We start from the raw sequence: 23,241 nt of genomic DNA on the forward strand, positions 1-23,241 counted from the left end.
TAATTGTGTTATTAAATACTACAGTAGTTGCTGTTAATACCTTTGTTTTATTTGTCATTACCCACAGGTTCTTGAAAGTAGTCGATTAGCATGTTTTCTTCAGTAACCAGAAAATTATATAAGACTCCAGTTAAAAATTCATCAGCTATCATTAAGAAAATAGATAGAATCGATGAGACGTTGATTCAATCTCTTCTCACATCTCCTTATCTGGGAGAAGGTGTTTTTGGATATGAACAATTTTCTACTGGAAAAGAGGTGGAGGGTTATATTATTACACCATCCATTGTGAGATTGGAAACTGGTAGAGTTGAAATTAAACAGTGGGATTGGTTATTAAAAGAATCTAATGTTTTCTGTTATGTAATACAACAATCAAAACCTGCATTTTTACCAATTTATCAGGAAGGAGTATTATCAATCTTTAAAGATATTAAATTTCTCTCTATGGACAATCAAAGTATTTTTATTCAATTACTGTTCAGTAAAAGGTGTGATAATTGGAGAGACACTTTTATTAGTCAATACGCTGCATACCTTAAAGGAAATGACTTACCTTCAATTAAGAAGTTAAGTAGATCATTCCAGTCAAAGATGCTGTCTGTACTTGATAAGATTACTAATTTCAAATCTGAAAGAAGTGAAATACAGGCAATAGAAGATAAGATACTTGACGAGGGTTACAGAGTAGAAATTAGATTATTAGTACTTTCAAATGAAAATGATAAACTTGAAATCGTTGAATCAGAAATAAAAGAACTTCTAGAAGAATTTGATTATTTCAATGAATTAAAGCTAAAAAAAATCAAGAATAAGAAATCACTCATCCAAAGTATTGTTAACCGATCATTCTCTTTAGAGTCACAAGAGAGTCTTTTCAGCGAAAAGGAATTGATTACACTAATTGGTTGTGAGGCTAGTAAGGGAACAAAGGCTATGATCAGTGATCTGGTAGGCACAAGAACCAAAACTGTATACAACAACTTAATTGATTTACTGCCTTTTGAACAATCGAAAGATAGAAAACTAGATGAATTTATAATCAACGAAATTCCATCTGCATTAAAAAGGTCGAGAGCAACAAAAACTTCATCAATAGACATAGTAGATATTGATTTAGGTGCAACAGTCCAATGTGTGACTTTTAAAATACCAGGTGGAGTAATATATTCAGAGATTAAAAATAAACAACTAGACATTCAAGCTGTATTAGGAACAGAAATTAACATAGTCCAGGGTAAACAGCCTAACACAATCACATTTCTAATTCCATGTTCAAAAAGAGACATAATCTATTTAAAATCACTTTTAGAGAATCCTCAATATTTAGGGTATGCTTCAGAAAACCCTTTGCCATTTGTATGTGGGATAGATATGTATAACCAACCTGTATATAAATGTTTAACAAAAGCCCCCCACCTCTTAGTATCTGGTGCAACCAATAGTGGAAAAAGTGTGTTTATCAATTCTTTACTAATTACATTGATTTTATTACGAAATCCAAATGAATTAAGGATATTTCTTATAGATCCTAAGAAGGTTGAATTTATTCAGTATAAAGGAATATCACACATTGAAAGTATAGTTACTGATATGAATGAAGCAATAATTACTTTAAGTAGTTTAGTAAAAGAAATGGAAAAACGGTATGAAACTTTGTCATTGGCCAATTGTAAAAATATCACATCTTTTAACGAAAAGTCCGTGAATAAGCTACCTTATATTGTTTGTGCCATTGATGAGTATAACGATTTACGGATTAGCCAACCTGAAGTGGAAACGTTTATTGAACGTTTAGGACAAAAGGCAAGAGCTGCTGGTATACATTTAATTATTGCTACACAAAGACCAGATAAAGAAGTAATGTCTGGAGTAATTAAAACAAATCTACCCTCTAGGATTTCCTTTAAACTTGATAATTCAAATGAGTATAAGACTGTATTTGGAACGGGAATACCGTTTAAGAATCTCTTAGGATTTGGAGATGGAGTAGTTAAATATGTAGGGCAGCATGTAGAATTTATTCGGTTTCAGGCACCAGTAATTAGTCTTGATGAAGGGGAGGAAGAGAATGTTTATAAGTCTATAGTTCATAATAACAAAGAGAATCATGTAGAGAATGTTAAGGTGGTAGACTCTGTTGAAGAGAAAATAATTGATAAACTGAAAAGGGTAATTGCCAATACTGGTGAAACTAGGATAACCGAATTGCGTAAAGCAATGGGAATTAGAATTAATAATCTACATGAACTAGTAAGAGAGTTAGTGGACGAGAGGTGGCTAGAGAAACAGGGGAAAAGTTATGTAATTGTTGCCGATGAAAATGAACTAAATAAGTGGAGAGATCAACAAGGGAAGGGGTGAAGAAATTTCATCTCTTTCTTTGTATATGATTAATTTAGTTTATAGTGCTTCTCAGACTTCATACAAGGGTCTCAGAGAGGAGAAAATAGATTAATAGACTAATTGTATTCAATGAATGTAAAACGGCTATAAAGGGGCTTATAATACGTTACAGAGCATACGTGTTATAATATAAGATTAATTTATATTATAATTGACTAATTATTAAAAAATAAGTTAATATTAATTTGATAAAAACAAGGGGAGTGTGAGAATGAATAATATAAAAGAAGCCCTGCAATGGAATTACCAGCAAAACAAAGTTTACATGCCCAACGAAATCTTTGAGGATCTTAGATTGCTTCATGGCAAGAAATGCGATCACATTGCCTTCACATACTCTTATTATTATTTGATTTGTTGGCTATTTAGATATACCAAGTATGGAGAAATGAAAATTGATACTAAGTTAATCAAGCGAATGTTAGGATATTCACCAGATAATAAGAAGATTAATTACATTATTAAAAAGAATGGCCTACTTGATCAGATAGGGTATACACTTACAGATTCGAATTATCCAATTTCTTGGGATTATAACGATGGAGATATTGAGTTTACACTAATCAGTGACATGGATGAAGAAGTAAGGAAAACTTTCTATCAGTATAGAGGAAACAATTTTAAAGTTAAACTGCCAATCAAAGCAATATGGAGAACAAAGGAAAGTAAAGAAGAAGGATTGTGGGATGGTACATTTTATGAAATTGAAAACACTCACTGTATTCCTTTTGATGTTTTTTCATTTTGCTTGGAGAATGATAATTTAGGTGTAACTGGATTCTATGTGTATGCTTACTTTAAGTGTAAGTGTCAGTGGTTCAACGGTAGATACAATAAATCTATCGAAAATATATCAGAAGAAATCGGAATGGCGAAAAATACAGTAGATAAATATTTAAATAGTTTGAAGAAGAGTGAAATGGTAAATTGGGAAGAAAATGATAAATATAAAGTTGAGAAAAATGAAGTTACGAAGGAAGCACGTACATATGAAATTACCTACTGATATTAGAATAATTAAAAGGTTAACGTTTTGAGACAATAAATAATATATATTATAATAATTAGTTATTAATATTATATATATATTCTTTAATAGCTTAAAACGATAACCTTTTAGAAAATAGAAAAGGTGAGAGGGAGAAATTGATACAATTAATTTAATGTAAATTAATTTAATATATTTACATATTAGGAATTTTGTATTATCCTAAAATTATAAATTGGAGAGAGGAGAGGAAATATGTTAAAGGAACTGGGAATTTAATAATGAATAATTTAATAAAATATCGAAAGGATGAATAGGTTGCTTATTAATGTTAATGAAATTAATGTAAACGATAGAATTAGAAAAGATTTTGGTAATATTGAAGAATTGGCACAGGATATAAAAGAAAATGGATTAATCAATCCTCCAGTAGTTACGCCTGATTATCAGTTGATTGCAGGTGAAAGGAGATTGAGAGCTTGCAAGCATTTAGGTTATGAGCAAATAGAGGTTAGGGTGATGAGTGTTAAGGACTATGAGCATCAATTGAAATTAGAGATTAGTGAGAATGAGAATAGGAAGGAGTTTACGTTTAGTGAGAGAGTAGATTGGGCTAGAAGGTTGGAAAGAATTGAAAAAGAGAATGCGAAAAAGAGACAAGCGACGTCTAGTGGAGGATGTAGTCCACAGCTTATGGAAAATTTTCCACATGCTGCGGGTGCAACTAGGGATATTGTAGCTGAAGTAAGTGGATTTGGTTCAGGCAAACAATTCGAAAAAGCAAAATATGTTTCTGAAAATGCAGACTTGGATACAATTCAAAAAATAGATGACGGAGAGATTTCAATTCACAAAGCATACACCGAACTAAAAAATAAGCTGTCTGATATAGAAAAAGAATTAGAAATTGAAAAGAATAAACCTCCAAAAATTCAAACTAGAGTAATAGAAAAAGAGGTTGATAGAACAGATTATAAATCTATTGAAATATTGAATAATCAAATAAAATCGAAACAAAAATCATACGATCTTTTGCTAAATGAAAAGAATGCTCTGGAAAAAAAGATGAAGTTAACTGAGCAAGAAAACAAAGAATTCGCACAGTTAAAAAATCAAATTAAAACTCTTATGCGGGAGAAAGAAGATGTTGGCAGGCAAATTCAAGCTGCCACTTCAATTTCAGGACTAGTTGTAGAGATTGATCACCTAATAAAAGAAAAATTAGCTCCAATTCAATACTCCCAGGCACTACAGGAAATGCAAAATGATGAAATAGTGATTGAAAATTTAACAACTATCATTGATACTGTGCAGTCTTGGTGTAATGAGATGAAGAAATATTTACCAAACACAAGAAAAATTATTGATATGGAGGTTGTTTAATATGGCTATTGATGTAAGAGAATTAGAGAAATATACAGACGCTGAGTTAGAATCTGTTTCACAAATTACACTGAATATTAAGATAAATAGACTTCAAAGTAGGGTAGCCCTTATTGAAAACAAATTAGAAATGATAGAAACCACTCAAGAACTTCATAATGCAAAGTTAAACACTAATGAAAATAAATTTAATGATGTTGAACAAAACCAAAATAGAATAATCCAAGAAATAAAAGAAGTGAAAGATGCAACATTGGTACTTGCTACTGATGATGGTAAAAGAAAAGCTTTTACAAAATTAATTAATAGCTTGTGCTATAAAAAATACACAGGAAAGAAAAACAGTTTAAAAGATAAATTGTTTCATAGAGTAATTGTAGATAGTTGCTACAAAAGGGTTTATGATCAATTCGAAATTAATTCATATACAAGGATTAAACTTGAGGATTACGATGAATCTAAAAAGGTAGTGTACAGATGGTATAACAATAAGCAAAATATCGAAAATGCAGTTTTTAGAAGATTGGAAGAGTATCAAGGAGATGATGATTTAAGTGAAGAAAAACTAAAAATGGTAAAGAAGTTTTTGAAATTGAGTAACGGAGGTAAGAATATATGGTATTAAAATTCAACGATCAGCAATTACAAGCAATAAACTTTAATAAAGGGGCATGTGCGGTTATTGCAGGAGCAGGTTCGGGTAAGTCTACTGTTCTACTAAATAGAATTAAGAACCTTATAGAAGTACATAATGTAAATCAAAATGATATACTTACAATCAGCTTTACAAGAAATACAGTAAATGAACTAAAAGGTAAACTCAAAAAGATGGGGTACATTGACGTTAATGTTGGTACATTCCATTCTACTTGTGGGAAAATATTGACTGATGTTGGACTAGATGTAGCCGATACAAAGAAGTTAATAAAAGAATGGGAGGTTGAAAATTGTTTTAAAAAAATAAACCCTAAAGCAGATGTTGAGGAAATAAAAGGCTTCATAGGTTATCAGAAAAATTATTTAAAGTCTTATCAAGATACTTTCATACAAAAAGATAGTAAATATGATGAGAATGAATTAAGAACATTTTTTAAAGCTTATGAGCAATTCAAGCAAGATGAAGATAGATATGATTTTGAAGATTATTTAATTGAGTGCTATAAACTATTAAAAGATAATCCAAAAAAGCATACATATGAATATGTATTAGTAGATGAGCATCAAGACTCAAACCTTGTTCAAAATCTACTTCTAAAGCAACTTTGTAAATCTGGTAACATTTTCTGTGTGTTTGATTATAGGCAGGCAATCTACTCATTTAGAGGTGGTAATACTGAATACTGCATGAACTTTGATAAGGAATGGAAAAATGCCACGATAATTAACCTAGACACAAATTACCGATCAAAAGCAAATATTGTTAATAAGGCCAATAAATTTATCAAAAAATACTATGGCGATTATGAACATTACTCAGATTCAGTACCGAATGAAAGTAATAAAGGAAATATTAACATAAAAACATATTATGAAAGAGAATCGGAGGGTAATGAAGTTGTTAATCACATTGAAAGATTAATAAAAAATGGAGACAAACTAAGTGATATCTGCGTTCTTTATAGACAAAACTCTCACTCTAGTTATGTTGAAAATGAATTAAAAAGAAAGGGAATAGACTACGAGATTTCTGATAAAAGTAGTTTCTTTAAACGTAAAGAAATTTTAGGTATCATGTCATACCTTAGATTGATTCATAATCCACATGATGATAGTGCGATGGAAAATATTTTTAAATTGAGAAATTATCCGTTTAGGTTTTTTAGTGGAAAATTAATTGATAATATTAGAAAATACTCTGGTGTGCATAATATGTCATTATTTGAAAGTGTTATTAATATGGCATACCCTGAACATTGGCAACAATCTAACGCAAATGACTTTGAAAGGAACATTACAAAGTTGAGATTGCAAAAGGATAAAGATATTAGTTTGGTAAGGTTAATTGACAATGTTGTTAGAAGCTTTGAATTGGAAAAATTTGTTAAAGAAAAATATACAAATGAAGCGGAAATTGATGATAGGTTAAACTCAATTGAAGTACTTAAGACTTTTGTAAAAGGTAATAACCTAGAGAGCTTTATTTCTTATGCTTATACCGCATCTACAAATAGCAAGAGGAAGTTTAGAAAAGATAGTGTGAAATTGATGAGCGTTCATGTAAGTAAAGGATTGGAATTTAAAAATGTATTTGTTATTGGAATAGAGGATGAAAAGTTTCCGCATGAAAGAAGTGACTTACTTGAGGAAGCTAGATTGTTTTATGTTGCTGTGACAAGACCTATTGTAAATTTACACATAAGTCAGATTGGTGAAGATAATCAATTTGTTAAAGAATACTTAATTTGAATTAATTAAATATAAAATGATTGATGTTAAAATGTGAGGGTAGCTGAATTAGCTGCCTATTTATTTTGGAGAAAATATACTTTACTTTGGGTACGATAGATCGAATGTCGTGTGATGTGATAGTGATATAGTAAGATATTGATAGAAATGTTGATTTATCAGGGATTGGATAGGATTATAGTGCGTGAAATTGAGAGATTGTGAGAGTAAAAGGTTAAAATTATCGTAGAAGTGTTGATGTATAAGGGTTTGAGGGGATTTTGATAGGTTGTGAGTGGAGTTAGTGGAAAGTGAGATGGATAGAAATGCAGGTGTATCAAGGGTTCTATCGTGGTTGTTCGATACGATTTACGATAGAATTTTAGTGGATGAGAGGTTGTTGGAGGATTATTGGTAATTGGTAAGAGATATATAATATAGAACTGTAAAAATTAATAGTGGTGTAGATTGAAGTGCTAAGGGTTTTAACGAACAATTGTTAGTATTTTTAGATGTAAAATATCCCCCCTATGCTAGAAAGCCTATTAAATCAACGGTTTTTAAGTTACGCAGAATATCCCTTATGCGTAACTAGAGTGATTTATCATACTTGATTACTATTTCAGTGAGGTTAAACGGATAGTAATGTTATCACATGGATTCTTACAATAAGTACAATTTATGTGCCGACAACCATGAAAATAAATTATGACAAAAAATGTCGTATAATAACAGTCAACCTTTAGTCAATGTATTATAAACTCTATTATTACTAGAAATACACTTTTATTCCACCAAATTATTATTTATATAATTGTCACGTAAAAGAAACTCCACACTAAAAGTTAAAAAACTTACTAAATCACATAAAAATAAACCGTATTATATTTACTTAATTTATATTAAATGTTATAATAGTATTAACAAATAAGTTAAGAGGTGGTTATCAAAATGAAAACTATGTATGTTAATCAGCTATCAAATGAAACACAAGAACAAATTAAAAACGATCTTATCCAAGCTTTATCACAATTACAACTTGATACAGAAGAATTAAACGAATCAATAGAAGATGCAATGAATTCACGCTTAGTAGACCTAGAGGACACAATTGATATTAAAAAATACATATAATAGAACTATTACGTCAATCTACATCATGGATTGACGTTTTTAAATTACTCTAAATAAATCAATATCAACTTATTCTTAATTTAATATACTGAAAAGCTGCATAACAGAATTATAATAATATTGCTAGTTAACATTGTTATAACAGCAATTCATATTTATTGCTACACTATTAACATAATCTCATTAGCAAGTAAAAAATATTAAAAATTCTACCATTTAATATAAATTAATCATATAAATATCTATTAATATATGGTATAATATAACTATCTAATACATAAGGAGGTGAGTAAAAGTGTGATTGACTATATTAGGGGATTGACTGAATCAATTCTTTTCTATCTTGGCGGTATAGTTGTAATACTTGTAATTATAGAACGTATTCAAAACATCATAGAGAAATATCTAAACATAACCGAAAAGCTTAATAAACGCCAAGAAGAAAAGAAAAAAGAACAAATTGATAATACTCACATAGATAAAAAAGAGTAATAGTCAAATTGTTCTAGGCTCATTGTATTCTTAGGAAAGAGTAACCACTAATTACTCTTTCTCCTTTCTCTAATATATATCACACTTTGTAAAATTATGCAATTATTGAATAGGATTAGTGACGGAATATTATTCGTATTTATTTTCTATATCACTTTTAGATATCGTTTAGATGATACTTATATTACAGACCTTGTATTTATTTGCTTGCTGATTCCAATTATTGTTATAAAGGTTAAAGTAATAAGGGATAAAGTAAATAAAAACAAATAATTGCAGCTTATTATCAAATGGGCTGCTTTATTTATTCCTTTTGTTCCTCAACTAGTATAATTAATTCATTTATATCTGTAATATCTAAAGCGTTAACGATCTTATTAAGTACATTCCTAGAAAACATTTTATTAATATCTCTACACATCTCTGAAATTGTAGCTTCCCTAATACCTGTCATTTTTGAAAGGTCTTTTTGTTCCATGTTTTTAGCTTCTAATACTTGCTTTAAATTACTTTTAACAATCATATTTTACTATCCCTTCTATGCTTTTTAGATAAGTATAAAATGAAAAAGAAAGTTTGTAAATAACGAAAAAAGTAATTGACAATTACGAAAAAAGGAATTATAATATAAGTAAGATAACGAAAAACGTAATTAAAGAATTGAAAAGGAGGTAAAAAAAAATGAGTGAAAAATTAATAAAGTGGGGTAAATACTTTGATCAATTATCAATGAATGATAAAGAAACATTTAGTATTTATGATAAAGTTGTTTTTAGAATGGATGATGAGGGTATTATATGGACTGAGTATTATACGAATGTTGAAGATGTTGACTCATATGAAAGCGATACGCAAAGAATAGAAGAAATAATAATTAGCGAAATGTATAAGGACTATGAAAGTAAATTGTTAGTATTCGAAGAGGATGAATAAGAAGATATTTAATATAAATTAATCTAATATAAAATAACTATTTTATTACAAAAAAGGAGGTTTTGTGATGGAAAACAAAATAGATTATCTAGTTAATAAAGGTATGAGTAAAAAACAATTAGAAAAAGCAAATGATCATCTAATTAATGAAATCCATAACAAGTTTATGAACCCATACATATATGACAAACAAGAATACCCCGTAACGATTACTTATCTTAAAAACCACATGGATAGATACGGATTAAAAGAAGTTAAACACTTGATGCTCTATTACTACAATAACAACAGAATGAATGATTGGACTAAGACTGCAAAGTTTATTAAAAAAGAAGAACAGAAACAGCTACTTAATAAATGATTTTTGGAGGGAAAAGTATACATCTTAATATTTTATCATTATAAGACATAAGAAAATAAATGATTAAACATCTATATTATAATAAAAGGTTTATTTTATTTAGAATTGGAGGTGTTTTGTTATGAAAAATAATTTCACTGGTACACCTGAAAAAGTACCTATGACAGAAGGATTGCTAGATTTATTATGCATGATTCATGACTACAAACAATTTATGATTTCAAAAAGTTTATTTGAAAAGTTTCATAAAATTGAACCTAATGTAAAATGGTACGATGAAACAGAAAAGTTTTTCAATAGTTTAGATTCTGATGTTTTATGTAAGTATGAGCTGTTCAAAAATAAAATCTCTTTCATAAAGGTTATTAATTTTAAAATTACAGATGATATGATGTCTACATTGTCCGAGGATTTACCAAAGAAATTTACGTTTTAGCTAACTAAGCTAAATAAAAGATTTGTTTTATTCAATTTGAAAGGGGAATGTTAAATGGCATACACATGGGAAAAAGAATGTTTAGAAAAATTTGGGGAAGAAGTTACAGCAAACTTAATTAAACGACAACAAGAGTATGAGAGAGAAAAAAAGGATAATGATTGTAATAAATGTGGAAAAGGGAATGAGGGCTGTATAAATGAGTGGACAGGAGGTAGACCAGTTCTCATGCATTATGGTTTGTGGGTTGATGGGGTTTGTGACTATTGCGGTAAACATACTGTTTAAATAAAATATAGATTTTATGTAAATTAATTTAATATTACTTATTATTTAACCTCAATTCAAGCCCATAACAGCACATCATAAATATTGTGGGCTTGTGTAGAAGTTAAAACAATATCAAAGGAGATGTTTAAAATGTTTACTACTTTATCATTTAATGAAATGGATAACTTTCAACAAGCTAACTGGCTGACTGATATGTTCGGAGAATCAATCTTTACAGTATCATACAAACCTCACTGGGAATTATCAAACAAAGAAAAGGAACAAGTTAACAAATATTTTTTCTCAATCCTTGATAAAGAAAACGCAACTATAAACCAGGATATATACAAACAAGATTTATCCGATCCTTTAGCTTCAGCATTAAGACAATACACCATACATAACAGCGAACTATCACAAGTAACAAACACACTCAACAATTACAAAGATCAAAAAGTTACTATTATTAAATTCTCTGATTTTGGTTTTCCTACTGTCATTCATACAAACTTATTTGAAACAATAAACGAAAAATACGCACAGTATAACGAATCTTTAAGAATTGTACACAAGCCTAAACGTAAGCGAAGCTTTTACAGTAACAGAATTTTACCAAAAGAATCAATATTAGTTTATAGCGGTTGGGTTGATATTGATCAAGATATCCTTACTAATAACATAGAGCAATCAAACAAAATGACAGTAAAACAGTCTAAATACAACTGCTTTGATAACCAATACATGCAGGATGTAATAAACACAATTCAAGTTAAACCATTAATTAACTATATAACAGCACCGTTTTAATATTGCTAGTGGTCTATAAGTAATCAAAAATTATTTAATATTATAGGCCACAATGAAATATTAAAACAAATAAAAGGAGTGTATTAAAATGACAATTTCCTATTATGACCGTCAAAGTGCGAAAGTAAAAATTATGTGGGAACTACAGGAAAGAGGATGGAAAACATACGGATATACACCCGATCAAAGTGATATGATGGTTGACTACTGGAGTCCTGCACATTGGGACGGAATAGCAGAAAAAGACGGTTATGTTTTGCTTATTGATGTTCATGGTTTAAGCTATTCAGGTAAAAAGGAAACTGAACAACGTTATACACCTGATTACGCTAAAATAGAAAAATTGAAAGCAACAATAAACGATTCAGCAGCAACTGAAAATGAAAAATTATCATCACAAAAAATTATTGATTCCATGATGCAAAAGCAAAAAGAAAATACAGTAATAATTGAAGAATATCCAACTTATAAAAACATAACGCCTAAACGTTCAAATTGGCATATAGAAAAGAATGGGGAAATCATTGCAAAAGGTAGCGGAGCTTTTTCTGTATATGATTGCAATAATAGAGAGCTGACCAGTAAAAAGGTAAAATCATTCGTTGACCGTCTAGAAAATAAAATAAACGAACAATCAAAGCTTGTGCCAGTTATAGAGAAGGTTGTAACAAAAGTTATTAAACCAATCAAAATTGATACTACAATAACAGAAACTAATGAAAATACTTACTTAGTTATTGATAAGTCATTAACAAATGGTGTCCATAAAGACTATGTGTACAAATTCGATAAATCTTACGAAGGCACATCATACCGTTTCATTAGAATGAATAAGAAGCTAAATAAACAGTTAACAGGAACGTCAAACAGTGCTAACTTGATTTATTTTTCTGAGTCTAATTTTAACCGTTTATTTTCTAATGGTTGTTTTCATTTTGCAGAATTAAAAGAGGTTGAAGAAGTAACAGAAAAGACTATTTATAAAAAGGCACAGCGGACACAAGAACAACAAGATAACCTTTTACAAACTGAAATAACAGATAATAAAAAAGATCACCAACAGCCACGAGAAAACAAAGCTCATTCAAGCAATGAAATTATTAATATTCCTACATATGAAACTGAAACAGGATCTAAAGGTAATGGAATAGAAATAACATTTGCTTCCAAACCTTCAGAGGAAAAAAGAAACTTGATGAAAGCATATGGTTTTAGATGGGGAGGTAAAAAGCGTCCTAATATTTGGTGGGCTATTTTAACCGAAGAAACTAAACAACTAGCTGACCAATTATGTAATAACAGCAACAAAGAAGAGACACCAGAACAACCACAGGAAGACTATAACAGCAAACTTACAAATGAGCAGCAAGTAACACTAAATAGCCGACTACAAAAGGATAACGTCAAGCCGTCACGTTTATTTAAGGCTTCCAATACGGATAGTGTTTTATTGGAATGTATTAATACTAGCCTAGACAAAGATAAACAAGAATCGTTTTACTTTCTGATTTATCCCAATGGGAACGAATCCGGAAAAGGTTACAATTATGAACACTTAGACCAATATAAACTAATTCACACCTATAACAGCAAGGAAGAAAAAAAGCTGAATCTTGAACAATCAAAAATTTCATACCCTGAAATTGAAATTGATGATATAGAAACATATTCAATTGACCAATCAATTCAGGATAGGGAACATGATTCAGCTTGGATATTCCGAAAGAATAAGCGTGACCATAACAAAGAAATACAAGACTTATTCAAAAAATATAACGACCAAGTGAAAGAAACTATTTCTACAAATAATAACGAGTATTATATATTCAAGCTTAAACAGTCATTACAACGATTCAAAAAGAAATACTATAACACTTACGTTTCTTACTTACAACATAAAGGGAATAATCCAAGTTGGGTTGTAACTGGTAGGGCAGGCATAAATAAAAGTAAATATGATAAGGCAATGAGCAGGCAAGAAAAATTATTGAGAGAATTGGCCAGTTTACCTGAAGAATTAGAAGGAACTATAAATAAATATAAAAGGGAAATTACAAATGATCAAAAACGAGAAACATATAACAGAATGAAAAATACTGAGGTGGATATTGATTTCAAAGCTGAAACGAAAGAATTTGAATTTATGGGAAGAAAAGAAAAAAATCGTGTTTACTCATATGGTGAATATTGGATTACTACAAGGTGGGGGTGTTTCCGGATATTTAAAGGTGACAAAGAAATACATTCAATGAAAACAACCGATAAGCTAACAGACGCTAAGAAGTACGTAAATATGCTTGTAAATGGAGAGAAAGTAAAGGAGGTCGTATAGTATGAAAATCAATCCTAAAGCATGGAACAAGTTAAGTGTTGATGAGAAAATACACCTTTTAATGAACCACATTTTAATTAGTCATTTGTAAAGCCTCAAAAAACTATATAACAGCCATTCAGTTTTATTGTTGGGTACGGAAATTAATAAAAAATTCAACTTTATCCCTAAACAAAAATAACTAAAAAGTCCATTTTATCCCTCCTATGGTATAATTTATTTTGAAAAATAATTTGGAGGTAAAATATATGAAAAAAGTAATATTTGCTATTTTATTTTTTTTAATTACTACAGTATTTTTTGTACCAGCAAATGTTAAAGCTTCAAGTGCTAATACCAGCATTAATGATGCGCTAGAAATTGATCTTAATTCGGAAGTAGAAACGCTTGACGACGAAATTGATAGAGTGGAAGCATATTATTATAAATTAAGAGTAGAAGAGCAAGGAAAGTTCTCTGTGAAAATTAGAACTAAAGAAGAAAGAGGGTTTCAGCTTAGATTATTGAATAATAAAGGAGATGAACTAGCATACGAGCCTACAGATTTATTCTGGGTGTTGGGGTTACCACAAGGTGACTATTATTTAAAAGTAGAACCAGATGAATTTCCTGATTATGAGCCTTTTACTTTAGAGTTCTCATTTGCACCTAACAAGTATTTTGTGAGTTCAATAGAAAATAACTCTATTGAAACTGCTACTCCTATGATTTTCAATACAACATATGAAGGATATAAATTTAATCAAGATGATGACTACTTCATCTTTCAGATTACTGAAGCTCGCAAAATAGGATTTAGAGGCAGAGCTATAATAGGTAGTAGTTTATATGATTCATTACGATTTTCGTTATTTGATTATAAGGGAGAACTAATAACAAAAATTTTTACAAACAATGATGATCCTGTGGGAATTATTCAAACAGTTGATCTAAATGAAGGAACCTATTATATAAATGTAGAATCATTTTATGATTATATGAATGGTAGCTACATTGTAGAAGTAATCACGAGTAATTTCGAAGATTTATCAGTAGATCATTGGGCAGCTAAGGAAATTGCTTACCTATCAAATTATGGAATTATAAAAGGATACCAAGATGGTACTTTCAAACCTGAAGATGAAATTAAACGCGGTCAAGCTGCTGTTATGTTTGTAAGAGCATTAGGACTTGAAATAAATAATCGTCCTGATCCTGGGTTTAATGATGTATCTAAAAACCATATTTACTACAAAGAAATTGCAACAGCAGTAGACGAAGGCATATTTCCTAGAGGTGAATCGTTCAATGCTTTTTCACCATTAACTCGTGCTGACATGGCAAGAGCTATTGTGAATGCTTATGACTTAAAAGGTAATTTTGAAGGTGAAATTTCTGACGTGTTATCTTCTCATTGGGCATACAAGTACGTAGGGATATTAGCAGAAAATAACATTACAAAACTATATAATGATGGGTCATTCAAACCAGACAAAACAGTAAATAGAGCTCAATTTTCAACATTTTTTGCTAGAGTTTTAGATGATAGATTTAAGCAAACAAATTAAACAAATTAACATGGAAAACTATACTTATTCCAAAACCCTTAAGACCCCAAAAGAGAACAAATTTTGGGGTTATATTATTTTCTTCACTTTATCTGAGCTAATACTCCAATATTTGAAAACCTTATGAACACATCCTGTTCACACAATAAGTTATTATTTTAACCCAAACTTAAATCAAAGAATATAAAGGTAAACTCTATATAACAGCAACTATAATTTATTGCTTGCAATTTCAAATAAAGCAGATGTTTTATTGTAATTATAATTGACTCAAGATTCACATTCTAGGAAAATAATAGTAAAGTAAAAATTTTAACTTTGTTACTAGATATTACATAAAATATAGATGTAATTAATAGAAATCAAGAATTCTTGGGGGTCAATATGAAATTTGATTTTAATATTAAAGAAATATTAACGTTACCTGTGTTAATATGGGCAGCCTTATCTTTAGCAAGCAGTATGCTTCTTTTTTCTCCAACATCATTTCTAAAACAATTATTTATGCTTGAATTTAGAGATAAATTTGGATTCATAATTGGTATCGTTTTTGTAGTATCAATTTCTATACTTATAGTTAATCTGATATATAAAACATTAAAATCAATAGGACACGCTAGAACTAGAAAGAAATTTTATGCGTACGCTGAAGATAGATTAAGAAAACTAACTGATTACCAAAAAGCTATAATTTATGCATTGTATCAAGAAGATAATCACACCCTAAAATTACCATTCAATGATGGTGGAGTGAGTGTGTTAGTACAAAATAAAATGATTGGGATGACTGCGAATAATATAATGATTGATGATGATTTAAATCCAGTGGTTTCATATTTGCTACAGCCATGGGTGGGGAATGAATTAACGGATAAACCATCTTTACTTTCTGAGTTCTCATTGGCATTTAAAAGACAACACAATAAAAAGTATAGTAATTTCAGATATTAGGGATGATTAACAGTAAGCTAGTTAGATAGAGTGAGAGTATTCATTATCTATGCAGTATCATGAAAGGACTAGATTATGAGTCTAACAAAAAATTATCATATGTCTACAGGATTTTCTGAACCAATCGTTAGTGAACCACCTATTTTTGAAATTGGTAACCGATTCACATATAAGTCTAATATTAAAAGTAAATCAGGAACTTGGGAAATAACCAGTGTTGAAAAATCACCGATATATGAATGTGTAAGGGTTTTGTCTAATGGAAAATTATCGAGAAGTGAAGCGTTGCGTAATAAAAGGATGTTCGATGTAAGGGTCATTAAAAACTCTTTAGAAACTATGTGATAAAAGAAGTGTTTTCTACTAAACATAATTGTAAAATCTATTACATTTAATTATTAGGAGGTTTTTATTTATAAAATAATTAAATGTAATAAGATATAAGATGTAGTGGTGATCTAATGGTTTACTGAGAATTTGTGGAAGGGTGATACGATATGAACTTACTAGAGGTAGGAGCCACAATTAAAAAACACAGAAAAAGAAAAGGGATAAACTCAAAAAAATTATCTGTGTCAATTGGTAAAAGTGACTCATACGTAAGTCACTTAGAAAATGGAAGGAACAAAAATCCTGATTATAAAACATTGGAAAAAATATTAGAAATCATTGAAGTTCCTAAAGTAGAAAGAGAAGGAATATTAAGAGTAATTGAGTTAAGAGAGAGTAAGCCAGCTATAAAACAGAAGAAGATTAAAACAGGATATATTAATCAAACTACATACTATCTTTTTCAAAAACAAATAACTGAAGATGCAGAATCAATTGCAAGAGAGCTTGAAGATTTAAATATTGAAACCAAGCAAATCCTAATCGAATTATTACAAGGTCAAGTGAATACTCAACAGGTGGTGAAGTAATGTTTGGAGAATATGTTAAAAAACTAAGAAATGATGAGATTTTATAATTCTGTATGTGTGTCTGTATAAGTATTGCTGTATTATGGTAAATAATTTGTAGTAATTACTATTTTTATAATATTTTATAAAAGAACTAGTTTAATATCGTTAAATATGTATAACTAACACTTGACCTTTTATGAACGAGCTTTTTATTTTTTGAGGGTATAGAAACCAATCACAATAAAAGTAATATTTTATCTAAATAAAGAATGCTGTTCTATTATCGGTCATTTGCAATAAAATTTCCCTTTTATCGAAAATAATCACTTATTTGAAGAAAATGAAAAAACAAATTACAGAAGTTCAATACCGTATTGGTGTTAACAGGAATCAAAATACTTTAAAGAAATTTCTCTATTATTCAAGTTAATTATGGAGTTTAGGAAAACAGATATAAAATTATGAAATTAAAGATTTATATAATTAGAAATGTATGAAAATTAAAAACTTTACAAAAATAAGATTGAAATTAACTGGATAAATATGTTAAGATTCTATCTGATTAGAGCAATTCATTTTACTTTGGACGGTGCACTGATAACGGTCTCATGCCTAGCTTTTTTGTTGTGTAAAAAAGTAGTCTAGGTAATATTTTTGATGTAATACTGGCCAGTTTACATATAAAAATAAAATTGATGATTTAGGAGGATACAAGTATGATTAAAAATAAAATATTTAATTTAATGATGATACTGTTTTTGTTATTACCTTATTCATCTGTAGCTATGGCTGATCAAAATACAGATCTAGAGGAGCTAGGTGATACAGAAGTATATATTGAAGCCTATGATAAGGACGGTAAGATAGCCGAGGGGACAGAGGTTTCTATATTTTCATTAAGTGAAGACGGTTCAGAGCGAGTATTTAATGATTTTATTGGAAAAAACGGGAAGTTAAAGTTTAATTCTTCCATTTCTTCTTCGAAGCTTGAGGATGCTCCAGGAAATGTAGCGGATGCAGTATATGAAGTGTATTTTTCGTCTCCAGATAATGAATTGAAGAGAGAAGTATTTTCTGTAAGTCATATTAAAGATAAAGAATTAGCAAAACAGGAAAAAGCATTGGATAAATTAAATAAAGATAGAAAAAAAGTGATTTCAACAAAATTTTCTGGAGATAAGAAAATTAAGGAAAATAATAGTGCAAGCATGAAAAGTGTAGAGGGAATCTCAACTTTAGCATCTCTTTCTTGTGAACCATTAGTTGCTGAATATAAAAAATGTAATTACACGTTTGAAAATTCAACAGAAGATACAAAAGTTGGTGAAGTTAATATTGGAACAGATATGAATGTCAGTTTTTCAATGACATCTGCGGCAAAAGTAAATATTTATGGGGGGTATTCAATAGATAATGACCCTTGGAGTCAGGGTGGAAGTGTGAGTTTAACAAGTGATGTCTCAACAGGAATCGATTATAGTATAGATGGCACTTGTAAATATATTGGTTCCACACTATACTGTGATTTGACATATGATCTTTATGCCCGATATAAATATCTCTATGAAAGTTATGATCTTTATTTTGCAAATGACTTTCAATATACTCGTCGAGATGTGACACCAGTAACATTTGTAGGTTCCACAACAACGGAGAATTGGGCTTCTAATGGTAGAAATGGCAAAAATTGGCAAGATGTTAAGAATAGCCAGTATGGAGCCTCCTTTTCTGTATCAGACGTGAAAAGTACCACAAAAAGCTATTCTAGTGAAACAACCTATAGTGGTGGATTTGGTGTATCAACTCCAATAGGTACTTTTTCAGGTAAAGTTACAACTTCTTATGTAGATAAACATAGTATTAAATATCAAGCCAATTCAGGTCATATCTACTGGGTGTATGATTATGATTGGACTGAAAATAACTGGTATGTAACGAAAGAGAAATAATAGAAATGTAGGACGGGTACTTTCACCCCGTCCTCTTTCGTTTGAGAGGAGGAGATAACTAATGAAAAAATGTTTTGTGGTTTTTTGCTTTATTCTATTAATTGGCTGTACTAAAGAAAATTCACCCGAAAAGGATGTCGATATTTATGGTTACGACGCTGAAATTTTTTCATTTGTAAAGAGTAGTGACGATCCATATAAAGAAAAGTTAAATCGACAATATATTCTTACAGTTAAAGATATTCAATTAGATGAGAATGTTTTTTATGATTTTTTGAAACCATATTATAATGACTATGACGGTAAAGATAATGGGTTGCGTGACTTTGAAATCACTAGTGAAACAAAAATTTACACTCAAACAGGAAATCAAAGAAATTTAGTTGGTGCTTCTGAACTGACAATTGGAAGCAAAGTTAAAGTATGGATTTATGTTGCACCAGAAAATACACAAGTTGTAGTAGCAAGTGAAGTCATAATAATGAGACCATAATTTTTTTATTTAGCCTCGAATTCTGTTCGTAAAATACTTTTTACGTTATTTTTAAGGAATTTCAATTAACTATTAATTTTTGAAAAATGAACACTTACTATCAACTCAACTCACTGATTGCTGTGAGTTTTATTTCTTTTCATTGGTTTCTTTTATTATGTTTTTACATCATGAATGTTAGGTAAATAATGATTGCTAGTTAGTATTATTCTATATAATTTTCCAATCTTCTTTGATAATACACGGATATTATATAATAAAATTTCCAACGAAGTGTCAGTAAATCATAATAAAATGACAATTTTAAGTCTAAGTTTCAGTAGTCTAAGAGTACTTAAATTGTCGATTGGATTATTCTTAATAGTGTATTATGATCATACAAAGAGGAGGAATTTACATGCTTGTTCGAAGGGCGGCGGGAGTATGAAAATAAATTTTACTGGGATATCAATTATTATTCTAGCAATATCTATCTTAGTCAGTTCAATATTTATCTCCAATTCTTTATCAGACATGGCAAAATCTAATTCAGTTAGTTCAGTCAATTCAGTAAGTGAAAACAGTAAGATAGAAATGAGACTATATAGTAAATCAGAAATAGCTGAGTATATGGGGATTACCATAAGTGAATTTGATGGAATAGATTTAAATCAAGTTCTTTTAGGCAGTGGGATTCCATTCATACGTACAGATGATGATAATTACTATACTATTCTTGGGATTCAAGAGTGGTTGTCAAACAATGATACATATTCAACCTATGATAATAAGGATTTTATTAATAATTGAAAAAGATAAAGGAGCATGTGGGAGTTTTATATGCTCTTTTTATATGGGAGATTCAGGTGATTAAAATAATCATGAATAAAAGAATAACATTATCAGCGCCCTCAAGAGTGATATTAAGGATATAGTTATTTGTGAATCCAATAAAATATCCATTTTATTGGATTTTTCAGCAGTTACAATTTACATTCATTTTGATTAGTAAACTTAATGGACATTGATTTTATCTATTTTTTGTTTAAATCCTTAAGTAACCCAATTATTCTAAACAAACAACCAGAAATTAATCCAACTCCTATGTAAACACCTAATAATGGAAAATAACCAGCTATTGAGAAGTATAGTATTGATCCTAAAATTACAAATATGACTGGATACCACATAAAATATCATCTCCTTATTTTTTTCAGCTTAAATAATACTAAACTATACTTTCCATTTTATAAAGTAAAATCAGTAAGGGGTGCAGTTCCGAAAATGCGGATTTACAACATAGTCATTATGGTAAGACTTTTGGTAATGTATTATGGTAAGGCGTAAAGCTTGGAGTATCAAGCGGCCTTTAAGTTCGTAAGTACATTACAAAAACATGGGGTTTTGGTAATTTGACTAATACCTACTTTGTCCATGAATGCAGGAATGGTTGTTTATAGCCCATAAACTACTGATATAACCGAGTTTGTTCCCTTACCGTTGTATATCCGCATTATCCTGACGCTACCCCAATCTGTATATATTGGTATCCATATACTAATTACATAAAATTGAACACATGATATATTAATCTATGTTCTAAAGGGTGGACATCAATAACGAAAGATAAAAGGAGGACTGATGACATGATAAAAAGAACTTACTCAAGAAAAAATGTTTGGAAAACTTTCTTGATTTTTTATTTAATTTTTCTTTTCTACATGATTTTAATTAAGAAGGAAAATGAATTTATTTTTTTATTTACTACCCCTGAAGATATATGGTTTCCAATTCTCAACGTTTTATATATTGGATTTTTGTACATATATTACTTTAAAAGTATGGTAACAAAGGGTAAGGTTTTGCCTAGGGAAACAGAGGGGATTATCGTTTTTATTGTCATTGTAACAAGTATGGTACTGTTCTCTTTTAACTACTTAAAATATCAACCTGAATACTATAAAATAAAGGATGGTAAATTACAGACATTTATAATAGCTGGATTAACCAATCACCCTCATCCTGATTTTCCTTTAGGTAATCGTCGTGTAATTACCTTTTATAAGAAAGACGGATTTTTAACCTATCGTTCAACTAGGTCTAGCGTCCTTGGTAAGTGGTCGGTAAGTGGAAAATTGAAAAATTTAGATTATATTTTCGATAAAGATACCAACAAAATAATTATTGATGGTACTGATTATTATTTCGAATGAATGAGCAATTAGTAACCAAAAGTGATATTGAGGTTACTATGGGCTAAAAATAGCCCTTTTTTTTTTGTTTGCCTAATCACTAACAAGTGTACAGACATAAAATGTTTTAAAATGTATTGAAAAAGGAGTGAAATAATGAGCACATATAAAGCTACACCATGTTGTGGTAAAAGTGTTACCAAAGAAACATCTGCTTGTTGTGATTGCCCTGTTATTACTGGGACATTACGCGGTACGTATGATCTAGACTGTGGTCAAACAACGACAATTTTTAGCACAAATACTAGTTCTGCTATTAACGGAACTATTGAGGTAGATCGCTCCTCTTTATGTGGAGTGAATGTGATTATTACCGCAAATGGCATGGATACCATTCTAAATATCCCCCCATCAAATAATAACAATCAGGCAAACAGTCACAGTCTCAACTTTAATATGGTAACTAGTATAAAGATTATGTGTACTGGTGCATCAGGAGACAGTTGTTTAGGAGATTATGAATTTATAATTACAGAAAGATGTATAACGACTATCCCTGTATCAAATAATATAACCCAGAATATTAGATAAAGAAGCAAGCATTTAATGTTGTAGAGCACTCTCTAGTAGTAGATTTTTAGAACTTGTTATGAAACATAATAGAAAATATGTATCCATCTGAAATTGACAACAGTAAACTATATTCTTTAAAATAGTAACTCCTCCCATACGAAAAGAAGTTGTTAAACATAACATGAAGTAAGTTTTTGAATGGGGAGGTGGAAACATGACAAGTTATAAAGTAACGTCACCCTGTGGTTGTAAGTCAATAGTGAAGGAAGAAATAAAAGAAATTACTACATGTGATTGTTGTATTCGAGACTTACAATCAAGTTTGTTAATTGTCTTTCCAGTTGGTACAACGGTAAATTTAATTCTTAAAACTAATGCAACTCCCATTCCAAATTTCACAATTGAACAATTAAGAGGCACAGCATTAGTTGGTACATCTGATGGCATAAGGGCAATGGTTACTTTATGTGAAATAGCTTTTATCGGGACTCCTTAAAATTTTGATCCTCCACAGTTTATAATAAACCCTGACCACTTTAACTGTGGTTATTTACATGTTGATTCTACAATTAACCACAATGATTATTTGTGGTTAATAAGGGCTAATTCTAGCCCTTATTCTATTTAGATCTGGAAAATGCAATTCACAATAAAAGCTACATTTTATTTTAGTAAAGATAGCAAACTATTGAAATGTAAAATAAACACTTTTTCTGTATGATTTTACA

Annotated in this window: 25 protein-coding genes; 23 read left to right on the forward strand and 2 right to left on the reverse strand. The window is 29.8% G+C overall.

Annotation, left to right across the window (positions count from 1 at the left end; translation table 11 throughout):
• The first annotated feature begins 90 nt into the window (after positions 1–90).
• From V1503_RS19005 to V1503_RS19035, 7 genes are all read left to right on the forward strand, one after another.
• Positions 91–2,364: an FtsK/SpoIIIE domain-containing protein gene (locus V1503_RS19005; RefSeq protein ID WP_410628716.1), complete on the forward strand. Its 2,274-nt coding sequence runs from the start codon at positions 91–93 to the stop codon at positions 2,362–2,364.
• Positions 2,365–2,617: 253 nt separating this feature from the next.
• Positions 2,618–3,412, forward strand: a complete 795-nt coding sequence (locus tag V1503_RS19010) for a hypothetical protein (protein ID WP_410628717.1) — start codon at positions 2,618–2,620, stop codon at positions 3,410–3,412.
• Positions 3,413–3,712: 300 nt separating this feature from the next.
• A complete protein-coding gene (locus tag V1503_RS19015; RefSeq protein WP_410628718.1) occupies positions 3,713–4,777 on the forward strand; it encodes a ParB N-terminal domain-containing protein in 1,065 nt (354 codons plus the stop codon).
• A 1-nt stretch (position 4,778) separates the two neighbouring features.
• Positions 4,779–5,402: an ORF6C domain-containing protein gene (locus V1503_RS19020; protein WP_410628719.1), complete on the forward strand. Its 624-nt coding sequence runs from the start codon at positions 4,779–4,781 to the stop codon at positions 5,400–5,402.
• On the forward strand, positions 5,393–7,183 hold the full coding sequence (locus V1503_RS19025) for an ATP-dependent helicase (protein ID WP_410628720.1): 1,791 nt from the start codon (positions 5,393–5,395) through the stop codon (positions 7,181–7,183). The genes V1503_RS19020 and V1503_RS19025 overlap by 10 nt, the downstream gene beginning before the upstream one ends.
• Before the next feature lie 930 nt (positions 7,184–8,113).
• Entirely contained in the window at positions 8,114–8,296 is a 183-nt protein-coding gene (locus V1503_RS19030) for a hypothetical protein (protein ID WP_410628721.1), read from the forward strand.
• A gap of 297 nt (positions 8,297–8,593) precedes the next feature.
• The gene (locus V1503_RS19035; protein ID WP_410628722.1) at positions 8,594–8,788 is read left to right on the forward strand and encodes a hypothetical protein; all 195 of its coding nucleotides are present in this window, start codon (positions 8,594–8,596) and stop codon (positions 8,786–8,788) included.
• Positions 8,789–9,092: 304 nt separating this feature from the next.
• On the opposite strand, the gene V1503_RS19040 is transcribed toward V1503_RS19035, so the two are convergent.
• The gene (locus tag V1503_RS19040; protein ID WP_410628723.1) at positions 9,093–9,311 is read right to left on the reverse strand and encodes a helix-turn-helix domain-containing protein; all 219 of its coding nucleotides are present in this window, start codon (positions 9,309–9,311) and stop codon (positions 9,093–9,095) included.
• Positions 9,312–9,469: 158 nt separating this feature from the next.
• Between V1503_RS19040 and V1503_RS19045 the strand changes: the two genes are divergently transcribed.
• The 13 genes from V1503_RS19045 to V1503_RS19105 all read left to right on the forward strand — a co-directional run bounded on the left by V1503_RS19045 (position 9,470) and on the right by V1503_RS19105 (position 20,558).
• The gene (locus V1503_RS19045) at positions 9,470–9,721 is read left to right on the forward strand and encodes a hypothetical protein (RefSeq protein WP_410628724.1); all 252 of its coding nucleotides are present in this window, start codon (positions 9,470–9,472) and stop codon (positions 9,719–9,721) included.
• Positions 9,722–9,788: 67 nt separating this feature from the next.
• Positions 9,789–10,082, forward strand: coding sequence for a hypothetical protein (locus tag V1503_RS19050; RefSeq protein WP_410628725.1), 294 nt, complete (start codon positions 9,789–9,791; stop codon positions 10,080–10,082).
• 121 nt (positions 10,083–10,203) lie between these two features.
• Positions 10,204–10,518, forward strand: a complete 315-nt coding sequence (locus V1503_RS19055) for a hypothetical protein (protein ID WP_410628726.1) — start codon at positions 10,204–10,206, stop codon at positions 10,516–10,518.
• 54 nt (positions 10,519–10,572) lie between these two features.
• Entirely contained in the window at positions 10,573–10,806 is a 234-nt protein-coding gene (locus V1503_RS19060) for a hypothetical protein (protein ID WP_410628727.1), read from the forward strand.
• 132 nt (positions 10,807–10,938) lie between these two features.
• On the forward strand, positions 10,939–11,595 hold the full coding sequence (locus V1503_RS19065; RefSeq protein WP_410628728.1) for a hypothetical protein: 657 nt from the start codon (positions 10,939–10,941) through the stop codon (positions 11,593–11,595).
• Positions 11,596–11,683: 88 nt separating this feature from the next.
• A complete protein-coding gene (locus tag V1503_RS19070) occupies positions 11,684–13,927 on the forward strand; it encodes a hypothetical protein (RefSeq protein ID WP_410628729.1) in 2,244 nt (747 codons plus the stop codon).
• Between the two features lie 248 nt (positions 13,928–14,175).
• Positions 14,176–15,474 carry an S-layer homology domain-containing protein gene (locus tag V1503_RS19075; RefSeq protein WP_410628730.1) on the forward strand — a complete coding sequence of 433 codons (1,299 nt, stop codon included), beginning with the start codon at positions 14,176–14,178 and terminating at the stop codon, positions 15,472–15,474.
• Positions 15,475–15,858: 384 nt separating this feature from the next.
• Entirely contained in the window at positions 15,859–16,425 is a 567-nt protein-coding gene (locus V1503_RS19080; RefSeq protein ID WP_410628731.1) for a superinfection exclusion B family protein, read from the forward strand.
• A gap of 75 nt (positions 16,426–16,500) precedes the next feature.
• The gene (locus tag V1503_RS19085) at positions 16,501–16,770 is read left to right on the forward strand and encodes a hypothetical protein (RefSeq protein WP_410628732.1); all 270 of its coding nucleotides are present in this window, start codon (positions 16,501–16,503) and stop codon (positions 16,768–16,770) included.
• Positions 16,771–16,922: 152 nt separating this feature from the next.
• Positions 16,923–17,345 carry a helix-turn-helix domain-containing protein gene (locus V1503_RS19090; protein WP_410628733.1) on the forward strand — a complete coding sequence of 141 codons (423 nt, stop codon included), beginning with the start codon at positions 16,923–16,925 and terminating at the stop codon, positions 17,343–17,345.
• Between the two features lie 698 nt (positions 17,346–18,043).
• Positions 18,044–19,276, forward strand: a complete 1,233-nt coding sequence (locus V1503_RS19095; RefSeq protein WP_410628734.1) for a hypothetical protein — start codon at positions 18,044–18,046, stop codon at positions 19,274–19,276.
• Between the two features lie 61 nt (positions 19,277–19,337).
• Positions 19,338–19,769 (forward strand): hypothetical protein, encoded by a 432-nt coding sequence (locus V1503_RS19100; protein ID WP_410628735.1) that lies wholly within the window; start codon positions 19,338–19,340, stop codon positions 19,767–19,769.
• 423 nt (positions 19,770–20,192) lie between these two features.
• Positions 20,193–20,558: a hypothetical protein gene (locus V1503_RS19105; RefSeq protein ID WP_410628736.1), complete on the forward strand. Its 366-nt coding sequence runs from the start codon at positions 20,193–20,195 to the stop codon at positions 20,556–20,558.
• Between the two features lie 224 nt (positions 20,559–20,782).
• Here V1503_RS19105 and V1503_RS19110 read toward each other — a convergent pair whose 3' ends face one another.
• Positions 20,783–20,938 (reverse strand): hypothetical protein, encoded by a 156-nt coding sequence (locus V1503_RS19110; protein WP_410628737.1) that lies wholly within the window; start codon positions 20,936–20,938, stop codon positions 20,783–20,785.
• 456 nt (positions 20,939–21,394) lie between these two features.
• Here V1503_RS19110 and V1503_RS19115 point away from each other — a divergent pair, with 456 nt between their 5' ends.
• From V1503_RS19115 to V1503_RS19125, 3 genes are all read left to right on the forward strand, one after another.
• Positions 21,395–21,961 carry a hypothetical protein gene (locus V1503_RS19115; protein ID WP_410628738.1) on the forward strand — a complete coding sequence of 189 codons (567 nt, stop codon included), beginning with the start codon at positions 21,395–21,397 and terminating at the stop codon, positions 21,959–21,961.
• A gap of 135 nt (positions 21,962–22,096) precedes the next feature.
• Positions 22,097–22,531 (forward strand): S-Ena type endospore appendage, encoded by a 435-nt coding sequence (locus V1503_RS19120; RefSeq protein ID WP_410628739.1) that lies wholly within the window; start codon positions 22,097–22,099, stop codon positions 22,529–22,531.
• A 196-nt stretch (positions 22,532–22,727) separates the two neighbouring features.
• Entirely contained in the window at positions 22,728–23,009 is a 282-nt protein-coding gene (locus tag V1503_RS19125; protein WP_410628740.1) for a hypothetical protein, read from the forward strand.
• Positions 23,010–23,241 lie beyond the last annotated feature (232 nt).

The organism is Nanhaiella sioensis (assembly GCF_046557775.1).
In the GTDB taxonomy this organism is placed as follows: Bacteria; Bacillota; Bacilli; order Bacillales; family SM2101; genus Nanhaiella; species Nanhaiella sioensis.

Excerpts from the sequence above, each read along its gene's own strand:
- V1503_RS19005 (WP_410628716.1), top strand. The coding sequence starts at position 91 with ATGTTTTCTTCAGTAACCAGAAAATTATATAAGACTCCAGTTAAAAAT.
- V1503_RS19010 (WP_410628717.1), top strand. The coding sequence starts at position 2,618 with ATGAATAATATAAAAGAAGCCCTGCAATGGAATTACCAGCAAAACAAA.
- V1503_RS19020 (WP_410628719.1), top strand. The coding sequence starts at position 4,779 with ATGGCTATTGATGTAAGAGAATTAGAGAAATATACAGACGCTGAGTTA.
- V1503_RS19025 (WP_410628720.1), top strand. The coding sequence starts at position 5,393 with ATGGTATTAAAATTCAACGATCAGCAATTACAAGCAATAAACTTTAAT.
- V1503_RS19030 (WP_410628721.1), top strand. The coding sequence starts at position 8,114 with ATGAAAACTATGTATGTTAATCAGCTATCAAATGAAACACAAGAACAA.
- V1503_RS19040 (WP_410628723.1), bottom strand. The coding sequence starts at position 9,311 with ATGATTGTTAAAAGTAATTTAAAGCAAGTATTAGAAGCTAAAAACATG.
- V1503_RS19045 (WP_410628724.1), top strand. The coding sequence starts at position 9,470 with ATGAGTGAAAAATTAATAAAGTGGGGTAAATACTTTGATCAATTATCA.
- V1503_RS19050 (WP_410628725.1), top strand. The coding sequence starts at position 9,789 with ATGGAAAACAAAATAGATTATCTAGTTAATAAAGGTATGAGTAAAAAA.
- V1503_RS19055 (WP_410628726.1), top strand. The coding sequence starts at position 10,204 with ATGAAAAATAATTTCACTGGTACACCTGAAAAAGTACCTATGACAGAA.
- V1503_RS19060 (WP_410628727.1), top strand. The coding sequence starts at position 10,573 with ATGGCATACACATGGGAAAAAGAATGTTTAGAAAAATTTGGGGAAGAA.
- V1503_RS19065 (WP_410628728.1), top strand. The coding sequence starts at position 10,939 with ATGTTTACTACTTTATCATTTAATGAAATGGATAACTTTCAACAAGCT.
- V1503_RS19070 (WP_410628729.1), top strand. The coding sequence starts at position 11,684 with ATGACAATTTCCTATTATGACCGTCAAAGTGCGAAAGTAAAAATTATG.
- V1503_RS19075 (WP_410628730.1), top strand. The coding sequence starts at position 14,176 with ATGAAAAAAGTAATATTTGCTATTTTATTTTTTTTAATTACTACAGTA.
- V1503_RS19080 (WP_410628731.1), top strand. The coding sequence starts at position 15,859 with ATGAAATTTGATTTTAATATTAAAGAAATATTAACGTTACCTGTGTTA.
- V1503_RS19085 (WP_410628732.1), top strand. The coding sequence starts at position 16,501 with ATGAGTCTAACAAAAAATTATCATATGTCTACAGGATTTTCTGAACCA.
- V1503_RS19090 (WP_410628733.1), top strand. The coding sequence starts at position 16,923 with ATGAACTTACTAGAGGTAGGAGCCACAATTAAAAAACACAGAAAAAGA.
- V1503_RS19095 (WP_410628734.1), top strand. The coding sequence starts at position 18,044 with ATGATTAAAAATAAAATATTTAATTTAATGATGATACTGTTTTTGTTA.
- V1503_RS19100 (WP_410628735.1), top strand. The coding sequence starts at position 19,338 with ATGAAAAAATGTTTTGTGGTTTTTTGCTTTATTCTATTAATTGGCTGT.
- V1503_RS19105 (WP_410628736.1), top strand. The coding sequence starts at position 20,193 with ATGAAAATAAATTTTACTGGGATATCAATTATTATTCTAGCAATATCT.
- V1503_RS19110 (WP_410628737.1), bottom strand. The coding sequence starts at position 20,938 with ATGTGGTATCCAGTCATATTTGTAATTTTAGGATCAATACTATACTTC.
- V1503_RS19115 (WP_410628738.1), top strand. The coding sequence starts at position 21,395 with ATGATAAAAAGAACTTACTCAAGAAAAAATGTTTGGAAAACTTTCTTG.
- V1503_RS19120 (WP_410628739.1), top strand. The coding sequence starts at position 22,097 with ATGAGCACATATAAAGCTACACCATGTTGTGGTAAAAGTGTTACCAAA.
- V1503_RS19125 (WP_410628740.1), top strand. The coding sequence starts at position 22,728 with ATGACAAGTTATAAAGTAACGTCACCCTGTGGTTGTAAGTCAATAGTG.